The following is a 13,221-nucleotide window of genomic DNA, read 5'->3' on the forward strand; positions in this document are numbered from 1 at the left end:
CCCGTATAACGGATTACGATACGAAGCTCCGCTTGTTCCGGGGCTCGATCTGGGACAACCTGCCCGCCGTGAAGAATGGTCATGTGTATTTGAGGGCGCCCTTGATCGGGCGTTCTTTTTGCTATATCGGGTAATTCAAAAGGCCAGTCCGGTATTGTCGGTCCCCTGGGATATAGTGTAAAGTAAATGGCTAACCGGGATGTCGAAGGGAGGCACGGCTTATTCGCTTTAATTTCGGGGATATGCCCTTAAAGCAAAAGCTTTTTCTGTGCATCGCCTTGCTGATCGTCGTGCCGTTGCTGCTCGCCGGTTTTTATTTGAACCACCAGTTCACGCGGCTTACGCTCAGCAAATCGAGCGATATCGCGTTGCAGACGCTTAAGCAGACGAGACAGAATTTTGACTCCCTGATCTCGGATACGAATGATCTCACCTTGCGGATGATGGGGAACGCGCAAATCCAGAAGTTTTTGAAGGAAGAATACAACAAAGAGCTGGATTACGACCAGATCTACCGGGAAATGATTGCATGGCTGGACGATTTGAAAGGCTCTAAAGCCTATTACGATACGATTAGTATGATCGCAGGCGACCGGGTCGTGTTTCAGATGGGCACGCTGGACGCCGCCGTCGACGCCGGGCAAGCGCAGAGAGCCTCGGCGTTGATGGGCAAGCTGTATTGGACCTCCGACGATACGCGGCTGTACGCCTATCGAAGGATTATGGATTTTAATAAATACGGCAGAGATCTTGGCATCGTCAAGCTGAACGTCTCCGAGGAAGCCGTGCGCCGTTTCTACCAAGGTATCAATTCGTACGACGGCTCGCAGATTGACCTGCTCGACGCCTCCGGCAAGGTGTTGTCTTCGTCCGATAGAAGCGCGATCGGCCATACGTATGCGCATTACGAACAGATCATGCCGGGGATAACCGGCGGTAACGAGGGCTTCTTCGGGAAAAAGCTCGGCGGCGGGAAAAACATCGTCCTGTTTTATCGCATCGAAGGCCCGGGCTGGGTGCTCGTCCAGACCATTCCGGAAAGCTCGTTCACTTTGTTGAAGACGACGCTTAACACCGTTCTTCTGATTGCGATCGGTTTATGCGTCCTGTTCGGGTTCTTGTTCTCGCTCGTGCAGCATCGCTATTGGATTAAACCGCTAGGCAGACTGCGGGCGGAGATGGCCAAGCTGCGCACGGGCAATTTCAACATTGTCCTGGACGGCGCGTCCAAGGACGAGATCGGGGAGATCCACCTGGGCTTCATCCGAATGGCCGAGCAGCTCAAGCAGACGATCGACGACGTCTACGTCAGCCGTATCAGGCGCAGAGAGGCGGAGCTGACTGCCTTGCAGGCACAGATCAATCCGCACTTTCTGTACAACACGCTCGATTCGATTCATTGGCTGGCCATGAAGCACAGAAATTACGACGTAAGCGAGCAGATCGAAGCGCTGTCCGAAATTTTCAAGCACGTGCTGAGCAAAGGGCGGCCGATCGTGACGATCGGCCACGAATTGGCGTTTCTGGAAAGCTACATGTTCATCCAGCAAGCGAAATACGGACAGCGAATCAAACTGCGGACCGAGGTCGATCCGGAGCTGCTCGCGCATCAAGTGCCGAAGCTTATTCTGCAGCCGCTCGTGGAGAACGCCATTCTTCACGGGCTGGAAGAGAAGCTGGAAGGCGGAACGATCGAGGTTCGCATCGAAAAGGCAGGCGGAAAGATCCGGCTGGCCGTATCGGACGACGGCCTCGGCGCGGATCAGGAACGCATCACCCGAATGTTATCCGAAGACGGCGATCGTCAGGACGGCTTCGCGCTCAGGAACATCGACGAGCGGATCAAGCTGCAGTACGGGCGGGAGTTCGGTTTGACCTTCAGGAGCAAGAAAAACAAGGGGACGGTCGTCGAATTGCTCGTCCCCGCTACCGAGAACGCGAACGAGGAGTTGGCGCGATGAAGCTGTTGATCGCCGACGATGACAGGCAAATCCGGGAGGGCATCAAGGAGGGGATAGATTGGGCTTCCTTGGGAATCGAGGAGGTTCTGACGGCGTCGAGCGGAACCGAGGCGTTCGAGCTGTTCTCCGCGGCGTTGCCCGAGCTGGTCGTGACAGACGTCAGGATGCCGGGAATGGACGGCTTGGAGCTGCTTAGGCGGATTAAGGAAACAAGGCCCGCGACAAAGGTGATTATCCTTAGCGGCTACAACGATTTCAAATATCTCAAGAAGGCGATTCAATGGGATGCGGCCGACTACGAGATGAAGCCTATTCGCGCCCGGAGCTTGATCCGGCTTATCAAGAAGGTTAGCGAGGAGATCGTCCGGGAACGGGTATCGGAAGAGACGTTTCGAAAGTATTTGGCTTCCCACAAGGAACTCTTCGTCGAGGATCTCGCGTGCGGGCGAATTCGCGATCGGCTCATTCTGCTGGATGGATTAGCGCAATATTATCGGTTCGACGCGAAAGGGACGCTGCTCCTCGTCCGAGTAGAGCCGGATCGGCGGGGGGCGGAGACGGCGCAAGCCCGTTCTTCCGTCGACGCGATGCTGCTTCGGGCGAGAGAAGGACGGGAATCGGAAGCCGGCGAATTATGGCTGGGGACGAAGGGCGGATCCTTGATCGGGCTGCTTAAGCTGGAGACGACTTCGTACTTGTACGCCCGGCACGCCGCGGCCTCGTTAAAAAACCGGTTAACGGAGATCGTTCGCGCGACGTCGGCGGTTGGGGAAAACGCGTGGTCGGCGGGAATCAGCGCACCGGGCAACGCCGCTGCATTTAACGATCTGCTCTCGCAGGCAAAGGAAGCGCTCGATCGGAGACTGTACGCCGGCAAGGGCGCGGTCCATGCGTTCGACGACGCGGATCGGCTTCGGGACGACACGATCCGCGGTCTTGACGATGACGTAGATTTCAAAGCCCTTATCCGCGAAGCAGAAGGAGAGCGCTTGTCCAAGCGGATCGACGCCGAGTTCGTCAGGCTGCGCGAAGAAAGGGCATATAGCGAGAAAAGCGTTGCGGCTTATTGTAAAACCTTGATTCGATTGCTCGCCCTCTTCCGGGAACCGTCCGCCGAGCTAGCCGAATTCGTACAGGTTCGGTCTGAGGAACTGGATAGCCGCTCCTTCTTCGAGATCGGTGAATATGCGGATTTCGTCCGGAGCGCCTACGATGAAGCATTCAAGGCTTACGGGAGCGCCGGAGCCTCTCGGCTGAGCGCGCTCATGCAGCTTGCGGACGCGTACATCCGGAAGCATTATTTGCAAGAGCTGACGGTCGAGCGGGTCGCGGAACACGTGGGCAAGACGCCCAACTACTTTAGCCACCTGTTCAAGAAAGAGATGGGCGTTCCGTTCCGTGAGTACGTCAACCGGCTGAGAATCGCCAAGGCGAAGGAATTGATCGAAGGGACGACGGACCGCATTTACGAGATCGGCGAGCGGGTCGGTTTTGCGGATTACGCCTATTTCACGCAAGTGTTCCGCAAGCTGGAGGGCCGGCCGCCGACGGCATTCAGGAAAAACCGGCCTTAAGCGGCCGCGACGCGTAAATCGAAGATTAGCAAACATTTTCGTAGATTTTTTAAATAGTGGCGGCAACCAGCGAACCGTATAATGGGATCTAACGACGCGCGCTCGTTAAGTTACCCGGGATACGGTTTTTTCTTTTTCCCGTTCGGAAAATAGAGGAGGTCTGGGCATGTTGAAAAGAGGGAAAGCGGGGAGGCTTCTATCGGCACTGCTTGGCATGTCGCTCGTGCTGGCGGCTTGCGGCAAGTCCGAAGAGGGGGCTTCTGCGCCCGCCTCGGAATCCGCCGGCGCTTCGGCGACGGCTTCGGCGTCCGGCGGCAAAGCGGGGGAGAAGCTTAAGCTGACGTTGATGATCGCTCCCGTGGACGATCCGAGCAGCAAGATCGAAGAGGAAATGGTCGCCGCGCATTTCAAGGATAAATACGACATTACGTTTAAGGCGTGGGATTCGAACGTCGAGAAGACGCTGAAAACGACGATCGCGGCCAGCGAGCCGATCGACGTTGCGATGTACTGGCCGGGTGCGATGGAGACATTCGTCGATTCCGATATGGCGCTGGACTTGACCCCTTATCTGGAGGCGGACGACGGGGCATGGAAAAAAACGTTCGTCGGAGACGCGCTCTCGGCGGGAACGTACGACGGCAAAGTGTATGCGGTTCCATACGCGGCCGTGTATCCGCTGCTCGAAGTTAATAAGGATATCGCAGACCGAGCGGGCGTCTCTTTTCCGGACGGTCCGTTAAGCTGGGACGATTTTATCAAGGCGCTGGAGACGATCAAGGAAAAGACGGGTATCGTGCCATTTGGCCTGTACAAGGATTGGGGGGCCTGGGTGCCCCGCAACAATCTGATCACCGTATGGCCGGACGAACAAACCCGGAGCGACTTCGCCGCCGGAAAAATCCCGTTCACCGATCCGCTCGCGGTCAAAGCGTTCGACGCTTCCAAAGCACTGTACGACAAGTACGTATATCCAGGCAAGGGCGCGCTGTCCACGACGCTGGAGCAGGTGAACGTCGCGTTCAAGGCGGGCAAGATCGCGGTCAAGGCGGACGTCAACATTCTCGCGGCGCAGTCGGTCAAGGAATCGGGATTGCCCAACGTCCAGATCGTGAGCTGGCCGAACATGGGACTGAATCATGTATTGGGAGGCTCGAACGGGTACATGGTTCCGGCCAACGTGACCCATCCGGAAGCCTCCGTGGAGATTATCAAGTATTTGACCAGCGCCGAGGTGCTGCAGAAGCGCGTCGATACGGGCGCCCCCGTTACCGTAAGCGGCGTCCGGTCCGAAGATCCCAACTTCGCGCTGTACGCGAAGGATATCGCAAATATTCAATCCGAGGAAGTCATGCATCTGTCGACGAAGATCACCGACATTCTCAACGCGAAGATGCCGGCGAGCTATATCTTCAACGGGAAGTCCTCGCTGGAGGAATTGGAGAAGCTGAGGCTGGAAGCGATCAAATAAGAGCGGTATGCGGCGAAGCGGGCCATTCGGGCGCAGTTCGGCTCGGGCTGCCCGCTTCGCTCGACGGGAGGTCCGACGCATTGAAATTCGGCAAACACGATTCGGCTTTGACGCTCAGAACAAGACTGCTCGGAACGGCGTTCCTGATCCCCGCTTTACTGTTCATCGGGGCGACGATGGTCGTCCCGATCGGATGGAACGCGGTTCTCTCCTTCGCGTCCTGGAACGGCATGGGAGCGATGAAGGCGGCAGGATGGAGCAACTATGCAAACTTTTTTCAAGATACGGTGACGCTCAAGGGATTCTACTACTCGATCTTCATCGCCGTCGTGTCCTCCGCGATCGCGATTGTATCCGGGCTGCTGCTCGCGCTTCTGATTCATCGGGCCGGGCGCAGGGAGGGGGCGTTCTACCGGTTCGTATTTTTTGCGCCGGCCATGATGCCGCTCGTCGTCATCGGCTTGTTGTTCACGTTTGTGCTCAGTCCCGATACGGGACTGCTCAACCACGTGCTGCGGGCGATAGGACTTCAAAGCCTGGAGCATGCATGGCTGGCGGAGCCTGGAATCGTCCTGTGGACGATCGCCGTCATCGGCGGCTGGCGGTTTTCCGGATTCGTCATGATGCTCGCCTACACCGCGATCATCTCTTTGCCCGGCTCGCTGTTCGAAGCGGCAAAGCTGGAGGGGCTCGGAGCCGTCCGGCAAGCCCGCGTCATTATTCTCCCCCTCATCATGCCGACGATTCGATTGGTCACGATGCTGATGCTGATTCTTTCCTTCAAGACGTACGACATCGTATGGGCGATGACCAGGGGCGGACCGGGCGATTTTTCGCGGACGGTGCCCGTCAGAATGCTCGATGTCGCGTTTCGATACAACGAATTCGGTTATTCCGCCGCCATCTCCGTCATGCTGACGATCGTCGTGGCATTGATCATCGCGTTGTCGAGGAAGCTGACGAAAGGGAATGTCTATGAATACTAGAATGCCGCTGGGCGGATATGCGATGAGGGCGGTTCTCGTCTGTCTGACGGTCGTCAATCTGTATCCACTATTGTTTACGCTCCTAACGTCGCTCAAGACATCGGATGAATTTTTCTCGGACATTTGGGCCTTTCCGCGCTCCTTTTTAGTCGACAATTACGTTCAAGCATTCGAGGTCGGACGGCTGGGCGAATATTTCTACAACAGCGTCGTTATCGCCCTGGTTACGCTGGCAATGGTGACGGTCGTAGCCGCCTTTGCCGCCTATGCGCTCGCACGGCTTCAGGTCCCGTTCGCCGGGGCAATCGTCGGCTTGCTCCTGGTCATTCAGATTTTGCCGACGGAATCGATGGTGCTCCCGCTCTATATGATGATGTCCAAGCTAAAATTGCTCGGCGTCACTTACGTTCCCGTCACTATCGCTTACGTGGGCTGGCTGCTTCCCGGTACGATCGTCATTCTGCGCAACTTTTTCCTCTCGATCCCTTCGGAGCTGCTGGAGTCCGCGAGAATGGACGGAAGCGGGGAGATGAGCACGATGTTCCGCATCGTCTTCCCGCTGACGGGAGGCGCGATCGCGACCTGCACCGTGCTGAACTTCTGCTTCGTCTGGGGGGAGCTGCTATGGGCGCAGATCTCGACATTGACGACGGAGAAGGGGCTTCCGCTTACTGTCGGATTGATTAATTTTCAAGGCCAATACGCAACGGATTGGGGCTTGATGACGGCGGCGATCTGTATGATTCTCGTTCCTCTATTCTTGCTGTTTGTCTTTCTGCAAAAATACTTCGTGCAAGGTTTGACTTCCGGAGCGGTTAAAGGATGACGATGAAGGAAAGGAGGCGGCGCAAGGATGATCGCGGAGACGATGCCGCTGCAGATCGGGAGCGGGAATGCCCAGCTTCAGAAATACGTATTGCACGACTCCAGGGAATTTCAGACGGGGCGGCTGCGGCCGGGCGTCGTCGTCTGTCCCGGCGGCGGGTACCTGAGCACCTCGGACCGGGAAGCGGAGCCGGTCGCCTTGCGGTTCGCGGCGCATGGGTATCATGCTTTCGTATTGAGATACACCACATGGTTCGGCGAACACGTACCCGACTTGAACGCGAGCCCGCCGGGCAACGATAACGCCGCTTATCCGCAGCCGCTGCTGGAATTGGCCGAAGCGTTGGCAACGGTGCGAAGGAACGCCGCGGAATGGCGCGTGGATCCGGGGCGAATCACCGTCGTCGGCTTCTCCGCGGGCGGGCATCTCGCCGCGAGTCTGGGCGCGCATTGGTCGGGAGACATGCTGCGGGAGAGGTTCGGGGCGGAGGCGAGCCTTCTTCGTCCGGATGCCCTCGTTCTAGGGTATCCGCTCGTCCACCACGCGCTTGCGCTCGAACGGGAGGAACAGGAGGCGTACAAGCTGCTCGTCTATCGGGCGCACTTCGGACGTCCGGATCCTTCCATCGACGAAAAGGAGAGGAACAGTCCGCTGCGTTACGTAAACGCCGGCACGCCGCCGACTTTTCTGTGGCATACGGCCGACGACGAGCTCGTCAGCGCACGCAATTCGTTGCTGTGGGCGATGGCGCTCGGGGATCGGGGTATTCCGTACGAGCTACATGTATTCGAGAGCGGCGTTCACGGGCTGTCGCTGGCCGATGCGACATCGGCGGCGGACGATACGCATATCAACGCAGGCTGCCAAAAATGGTTCGAATTGGCCCTGACGTGGCTAAGGAGCAGATGACGGATTATGGCATTTGAAGCATGGAAGGCTTGGGGATCGCCGGAAGAAGGCGGCTTTGACGCAGGCAAGCTGAGCGTTGTCGCGGAGCTGCTCGAACGGCGCATCCGCGAGGGGAAGCTGGCGGGAGCGGCTTCATTCGTGTCGCGGGGCGGAAGGATCGCGCTATGCGCGGTTCAGGGCTATGCGGATAAGGAGAACGGGCGGCCGCTTCGGCAGGAAGCGGTCTTCCGGCTTGCTTCGATGACGAAACCGATCGTGGCGGTCGCCGTCATGACATTGGTGGAGCAGGGAAAAATCGGGTTGACGGATCCGATCGGCAAGTACGTACCGGAATTCGGCGGGAATGCCAATGTCGCTGTACCTGACGTTCAAGCGTCCGTTGCCGCTTACGAACCGGACCCGGAGGCCCCGGCCGGCGCGATGCCAACAGTCGCTGCCTCCTATACGCTGGAACCCGCGGCCCGTCCGATAACGGTGCGGGACCTGCTCACCCATAGCTGCGGCTTGGGGCAAGGTCCGGTCGGGTTTCGCGAGATGCGGATGCCCGGCGAGGGCGCGACGTTGGCCGGTCATATTCCGGCCTGGGCAAGCGTACCGCTCGATTTTCAGCCGGGTGCGTTGACGGGGTATAGTCCGATTGCAGCGTTCGATATTGCGGGAAGAATCGTCGAGGTCGCTTCGGGACTGCCGTTGGATATTTATCTGCGGAGGGCACTGTTCGAGCCGCTCGGCATGCGCGATACGACGTTCGTCCTATCGCCGGAGCAGCGCAGCCGGCTTGTCCCGCTGTATGAAAGCGTCGAGTGGGGTCTAAGTAGAACGGAAGAACAAAACCCGTTCTTCCATCCGACCTATCATTCCGGTGCGGCCGGCTTGTTCGGAACGTTGGAAGACTACTGCCGCTTCGCGGGGATGTTGTCAGGCGAAGGAAAATTCGCAGGGACGCGGATTTTAAATGCGGACACGGTGAAGGAGATGGCTTCGCCGCAGCTTTCGGCCTCGATAGCGGGCTTCCCCGAGTGGCAGACATGGGGACTCGGCATGCGTGTCATCACGGACGGGGAGTCTGCGGGGACGCCACTGACCATCGGCAGCTACGGATGGAGCGGAGCATGGGGGACGCATTTCTGGATCGATCCGGGCAAGGACCTCTTCGCCGTGCTCATGACCAATCTGGCTAACGCGGGAGGCTCCGATGCCGAAGCCTCCCGCGAGTTCGAGGTCGCGGTAATGAGAGCCGTTTTATAAGAAAAGACGCTGGGCTGATGCTATCTCTGCTATCCAACCCATATAGGCAAACTTTCGGCGTGTCGGTGCTTTTCGATGGTTTGCGGGTCGAAAAACCTGCATTTGTACATGTATTTTCTGCCGACCAACGGTACTTGATAAAATACCTGCAATTGTGCAGGTAAATTCCAAGCGCAAGCCAGTAATCGAACTGATGGAGGAAAATACCTGCACTATTGCATCTTTTCTGCCCAGAAGGGGCGACAACGGCAAAAAAAGATGTATATTTGCAGGCATTGCGGCGAAAGAACAACGCGGGCGGGCGAAGATGGCCCAACCCATCGCAACGGCTGTCGGATGAACCATCAAGAGGCGTTCCGCCAAAGCAAGTTTCGGATATCCGCCAAACCTAAAAGGACCGTCAGGGCGATTTTCCTTAAAAAATAGTGTATGAGATCAAAAGAATATTACATGAAGCGTCCGCTCGCCGCTCTTATCCACGAGAAAATCCATTTGGTCGTTGATATTATATACGCCCTCATTTTCATGCAAAACGATCTCGTCCGCGGACGTCGGTGCATACGGTGCCGGCGAGAACGGCTTCCAGACGATGGAGACGCCGATGATGAGCAAGGCGATGGCGAAAATGAAAAAAAACGGTTGTTGGCAATAATGGATTGCTTGCTCGCCATTGCGGCGAATCCCCGTCTATATCTATGCATCCCCCATATCAAAAACATAGCGTGTCGAATCTGTCTACGGCGCACAAAGCGGGAATCGGATATTAAAAACAAATGGTCAATCCAAACTTAGATTAGGGAACGAAAAATCGCTATACGAAGCGTGCTCCAGCCGCTTCGCATCCATGCCGGCCGCCTCGAGCCCGAGCAAGATGCCCCCGATGACGGGATCGAACCTCGGCGGGATCAGGGCGATGTCCGGGTAGCGCTCCTTCACGCGCCGGCCGAACGATCGGAACAGCAGCGGGCTCGATTTCCATACCCCGCCCGATACCGTCAGCGGCAAGTCTTGCGCGTTGGTCTTCCCGATCAAGTGAACCATCTGATCGGCTAGCTGTCCGGCGGCCTCCGCGAGGATCCGGGCGGCCACCTCGTCGCCCGATGCGGCGCACTGTCCGACGAGTGGACAGAGAGAGGCGACGAGCTTGCGCTGCACGTTCAGCTTCGTCGCATAGAGCATGATCATGACGTCCAGTAGACGGGGAAAATTCCACAAGCGCAGAATCTGCTCCAACATCATCGTGGACGGGCCGCGCCCGTCCGCCATGAGCGAGCATGCCGCCAACGCCTGCTGGCCGATGTGCGTCCCCGAGCCTTCGTCTCCGATCATGGCGCCCCATCCGCCGACTGCCGAAAAGCCGTCCCGGTTGCACACGCCGGCAAACGATCCGGTGCCCGCCAGCGCGAGGCTCCCGTGCCGCTCCTGAATGGCGCCGAACAGGGACAGCGTGAATTCGTCCGAGATATGGATCTCCGTATGCCCGCAGACAAGCGTGTCCAGCGCTTGTCGGATGATCTCGATCTTCAGGACGGGCATCGCGGTATAAATCGCCGAGAGGTCCGAAGCCGCGATGCCCGCGGACGCCAGCGCTTCCGTAACCCCCGAGCGAATGGTCGATATGATCTCATCCGCGGTATCGAACTGCGAGTTCGTCGAGCCCGCGATCGACCGGCCCACAAGCTTGCCTTGTTCGTCGGCGATCAGGCAGCTTAGCTTGGTGCCGCCTCCGTCCAGCGATGCGATATATCTCATCGGACATCCTCCGCCTACGTCAGGTTAGCGACGCGAACTTCAATTCCCTTCTGCTGAAAAAAGTGGCTGAACGGCTCGATCGGCGTCTGATCCGTTACCACGTGCCGAACCTTGTCGAAGCTGCTGATGCTGAAGACGACGTTCTCGTTGTTGAATTTGCTATGGTCCGCGAGCGCGATCACCTTGTCGGCGGACGCGATCATTTTGTTGCGGATGGCCGCCTCCTGCACGCTCGTATCCCGCAGCCCTTCCGGCAAGAGACCTTTCGGCGCGATAAAGGCTTTGCTCACCCTGAGCTTGGCGATCATCTCTTCGGCGAAGGGGCCGACGAAAGATTGCGTGTACGGACTCAGGGTGCCGGCGATGCCGATCACCGTTCCGTTGCGGTATTCCTTGAGCTTGTCGAAGATCGGGATTGAGTTGGTAATGACCGTTACATTGCTCATCTGGGCGATGGCGTCCGCCATCAGAATCGTCGTCGAGCTCGAATCGAGGAAGAGGCTGTCGCCTTCTTCGATCAAAGCGGATGCCTCGTGCGCGATCGCCGCCTTGATGTCGCTCAATAATTTAGATGTCGTGGAAAGCGGCTGCACGTCTTCCCTCAGAATGGACGCGCCTCCGTAGTTTTTCGTAATCTTGCCCTGCTGCTCCAGCAGCTTGAGGTCGGACCGGATGGTGACTTCGGATACCTGGTACATGCTGCTCAGTTCGGCAACCGAGATGAATTGACGATCCTGGGCTAATTTATAGATCTCGTCTCTTCTTTGCGAAGCGAACATCGTCGATCTCTCCTTGCGCGATGCGATATACGGACGGATGTACGATGATTTTATATCAAAACCTTACGATTCACAATGAAAACGAAAAAAATATAAAAATTGACAGTGTAAAAACCGGAAAATATAATATAAACGTAAAACAACGAAAGATAACGAAAGATTTCGGCGTATTCCGAACTGTTATTCTATTCCGGGGAGGCGTATGGTTATCCTTGCACAACCGTTCGATCTCAAGCAAGTTTACTTTCAGAAGATTAATGAATTAATTCATCGGGTGGAGCAAACGCAAAGCCAGGCGATCGATCAGGCCTCGGCCATCATCGCCGATGCGGTCGAGCAGGGACGGGGTCTTCATGTATTCGACACCGGTCACATGCTGGACAGCGAATTAATCGATAGAGCGGGCGGGCTGTACAGCTTCAAGCGGCTCTCCATGAAGTTCGAGATCGACAACGATGTCCGCAAGCGCCCCGGGGACGGGGAGAAGGACCGCAGCCTCGAAGGTCTGATGAAGTATGCGTTGAAGTCGAGCAACGTCCAGCCCGGCGATGTCCTTGTCATCGGGAGCGTATCGGGCAAAACCGTATTTCCCGTCGACCTCGCGTTCGAAGCCCGTCGGCTCGGCGTCACGGTCATCGCGCTGACGAGCCTGACTTATTCGCAGCTGTTGAAGAGCGATCATTCCACCGGCAAAAGGCTGTTCGAGCTGGCCGACCTGGCAGTCGACAACTGTGCGCCGGCGCTGGATGCCATGATCGATGTGCCGGATATGGACGCGCCGATCTGTCCGGCTTCGGGCATCTCTTCGGCCGTCATCATGTGGGCGATCGAAGCCAGGACGGTCCAACTTCTGCTGGAGCGGGGGATCAAGCCGACCGTGCTTAAGTCGATCAATAACCCCGGCAGCGACAAGTTTAACGAAACGCAGATGCTGCGCTACCAAGAGACGGGACATTGAGATGGACCCGATCGCGGAGTACTGCCATAGCGTGACCGAGGCGGTGCGGCGGATTCAAAGCGAGCAGCGCGATGCGATGACCGCCGTCGCGGCGATGCTTGCGGATAAGGTAGAAAGCGGACGGTCGATTTATATTACGGGCTGCAGCCACTCCAGCATATTCGCCCAGGAAGTGTATTACCGGGCCGGCGGTTTTTTGCTCATGAATCCGATCCTCCTGCCGGGCATGACGCTCGACATTCGTCCGGTCACGCTCACGAGCCAATATGAACGAATATCGGGCATCGCCGAAGCGGTATTGTCCGGCTCGCCGATCCGGGCGGGGGATGTCCTGTTTATCGCTTCGGTGTCCGGACGCAACGACGTTCCCGTAGAGATGGCTTTGTGGGCGCGGGACCAAGGCATATCCGTCGTCGCGTTGACTTCAATGGCATACTCCGGGGCCGTAACGAGCCGGCATGCCAGCGGGCTTCGTCTATTCGAGGTGGCGAATTTCGTTCTGGATCTGATGTGCCCGGAAGGAGACGCGGTACTCGATATCGCGGGACTGCCGGTCAAGACGGGCGCCATCTCCACGGTCACCGGCATTACGATGATGCATGCGGTCATCTCGGAGACGCTTCGGCTCCTGGTCGAACGCGGAATGACGCCGCCGGTGTTCATGTCCGGCAATCGGGACGGCGGGGACGATTACAACCGGGCGCTGCTTGCGCAGTACCGGTCGCAAATCCATTATATGTAAGCAGGGGGATCAGGT

General features: G+C 57.4%; 12 protein-coding genes. 9 read left to right on the forward strand and 3 right to left on the reverse strand.

Annotated elements, in window-relative coordinates:
* Positions 1 to 242: 242 nt before the first annotated feature.
* The 7 genes from ACFSR7_RS35405 (at position 243) to ACFSR7_RS35435 (ending at position 8,975) form a co-directional block, all read left to right on the forward strand.
* Positions 243 to 1,961, forward strand: a complete 1,719-nt coding sequence (locus tag ACFSR7_RS35405) for a sensor histidine kinase (protein ID WP_378169349.1) — start codon at positions 243 to 245, stop codon at positions 1,959 to 1,961.
* Positions 1,958 to 3,535 carry a response regulator transcription factor gene (locus ACFSR7_RS35410; protein WP_378169350.1) on the forward strand — a complete coding sequence of 526 codons (1,578 nt, stop codon included), beginning with the start codon at positions 1,958 to 1,960 and terminating at the stop codon, positions 3,533 to 3,535. Before ACFSR7_RS35405 ends, ACFSR7_RS35410 begins: the two co-directional genes overlap by 4 nt.
* 166 nt (positions 3,536 to 3,701) lie before the next feature.
* Positions 3,702 to 5,006: an ABC transporter substrate-binding protein gene (locus ACFSR7_RS35415; RefSeq protein ID WP_378169351.1), complete on the forward strand. Its 1,305-nt coding sequence runs from the start codon at positions 3,702 to 3,704 to the stop codon at positions 5,004 to 5,006.
* Positions 5,007 to 5,086: 80 nt separating this feature from the next.
* Positions 5,087 to 5,992, forward strand: coding sequence for a carbohydrate ABC transporter permease (locus ACFSR7_RS35420; RefSeq protein ID WP_378169352.1), 906 nt, complete (start codon positions 5,087 to 5,089; stop codon positions 5,990 to 5,992).
* A complete protein-coding gene (locus ACFSR7_RS35425; RefSeq protein ID WP_378169353.1) occupies positions 5,982 to 6,818 on the forward strand; it encodes a carbohydrate ABC transporter permease in 837 nt (278 codons plus the stop codon). The genes ACFSR7_RS35420 and ACFSR7_RS35425 overlap by 11 nt, the downstream gene beginning before the upstream one ends.
* A 27-nt stretch (positions 6,819 to 6,845) precedes the next feature.
* Positions 6,846 to 7,727: an alpha/beta hydrolase gene (locus tag ACFSR7_RS35430; RefSeq protein ID WP_378169354.1), complete on the forward strand. Its 882-nt coding sequence runs from the start codon at positions 6,846 to 6,848 to the stop codon at positions 7,725 to 7,727.
* 6 nt (positions 7,728 to 7,733) lie between these two features.
* Positions 7,734 to 8,975 (forward strand): serine hydrolase domain-containing protein, encoded by a 1,242-nt coding sequence (locus ACFSR7_RS35435; RefSeq protein WP_378169355.1) that lies wholly within the window; start codon positions 7,734 to 7,736, stop codon positions 8,973 to 8,975.
* Here ACFSR7_RS35435 and ACFSR7_RS35440 read toward each other — a convergent pair.
* The 3 genes from ACFSR7_RS35440 to ACFSR7_RS35450 form a co-directional block, all read right to left on the reverse strand.
* Entirely contained in the window at positions 8,970 to 9,323 is a 354-nt protein-coding gene (locus tag ACFSR7_RS35440; protein ID WP_378169356.1) for a hypothetical protein, read from the reverse strand. The two genes, ACFSR7_RS35435 and ACFSR7_RS35440, sit on opposite strands and share 6 nt — an antisense overlap.
* A gap of 429 nt (positions 9,324 to 9,752) precedes the next feature.
* Positions 9,753 to 10,727: an N-acetylglucosamine kinase gene (locus ACFSR7_RS35445; protein WP_378169357.1), complete on the reverse strand. Its 975-nt coding sequence runs from the start codon at positions 10,725 to 10,727 to the stop codon at positions 9,753 to 9,755.
* A gap of 14 nt (positions 10,728 to 10,741) precedes the next feature.
* Entirely contained in the window at positions 10,742 to 11,506 is a 765-nt protein-coding gene (locus ACFSR7_RS35450) for a DeoR/GlpR family DNA-binding transcription regulator (RefSeq protein ID WP_378169358.1), read from the reverse strand.
* 202 nt (positions 11,507 to 11,708) lie between these two features.
* Here ACFSR7_RS35450 and ACFSR7_RS35455 point away from each other — a divergent pair, with 202 nt between their 5' ends.
* Together ACFSR7_RS35455 and ACFSR7_RS35460 are read left to right on the forward strand one after the other, a co-directional pair.
* Positions 11,709 to 12,464 carry a sugar isomerase domain-containing protein gene (locus ACFSR7_RS35455; RefSeq protein ID WP_378169359.1) on the forward strand — a complete coding sequence of 252 codons (756 nt, stop codon included), beginning with the start codon at positions 11,709 to 11,711 and terminating at the stop codon, positions 12,462 to 12,464.
* Between the two features lies 1 nt (position 12,465).
* The gene (locus ACFSR7_RS35460) at positions 12,466 to 13,206 is read left to right on the forward strand and encodes an SIS domain-containing protein (protein ID WP_378169360.1); all 741 of its coding nucleotides are present in this window, start codon (positions 12,466 to 12,468) and stop codon (positions 13,204 to 13,206) included.
* Positions 13,207 to 13,221: the final 15 nt, after the last annotated feature.

This window comes from Cohnella sp. GCM10020058, from assembly GCF_042683485.1.
In the GTDB taxonomy this organism is placed as follows: domain Bacteria; phylum Bacillota; class Bacilli; order Paenibacillales; family Paenibacillaceae; genus Cohnella.

Bases quoted from the DNA above. Each gene is read 5' to 3' on its own strand.
- ACFSR7_RS35405 (WP_378169349.1), top strand. From the start codon at position 243: ATGCCCTTAAAGCAAAAGCTTTTTCTGTGCATCGCCTTGCTGATCGTC.
- ACFSR7_RS35410 (WP_378169350.1), top strand. From the start codon at position 1,958: ATGAAGCTGTTGATCGCCGACGATGACAGGCAAATCCGGGAGGGCATC.
- ACFSR7_RS35415 (WP_378169351.1), top strand. From the start codon at position 3,702: ATGTTGAAAAGAGGGAAAGCGGGGAGGCTTCTATCGGCACTGCTTGGC.
- ACFSR7_RS35425 (WP_378169353.1), top strand. From the start codon at position 5,982: ATGAATACTAGAATGCCGCTGGGCGGATATGCGATGAGGGCGGTTCTC.
- ACFSR7_RS35430 (WP_378169354.1), top strand. From the start codon at position 6,846: ATGATCGCGGAGACGATGCCGCTGCAGATCGGGAGCGGGAATGCCCAG.
- ACFSR7_RS35435 (WP_378169355.1), top strand. From the start codon at position 7,734: ATGGCATTTGAAGCATGGAAGGCTTGGGGATCGCCGGAAGAAGGCGGC.
- ACFSR7_RS35445 (WP_378169357.1), bottom strand. From the start codon at position 10,727: ATGAGATATATCGCATCGCTGGACGGAGGCGGCACCAAGCTAAGCTGC.
- ACFSR7_RS35450 (WP_378169358.1), bottom strand. From the start codon at position 11,506: ATGTTCGCTTCGCAAAGAAGAGACGAGATCTATAAATTAGCCCAGGAT.
- ACFSR7_RS35455 (WP_378169359.1), top strand. From the start codon at position 11,709: ATGGTTATCCTTGCACAACCGTTCGATCTCAAGCAAGTTTACTTTCAG.
- ACFSR7_RS35460 (WP_378169360.1), top strand. From the start codon at position 12,466: ATGGACCCGATCGCGGAGTACTGCCATAGCGTGACCGAGGCGGTGCGG.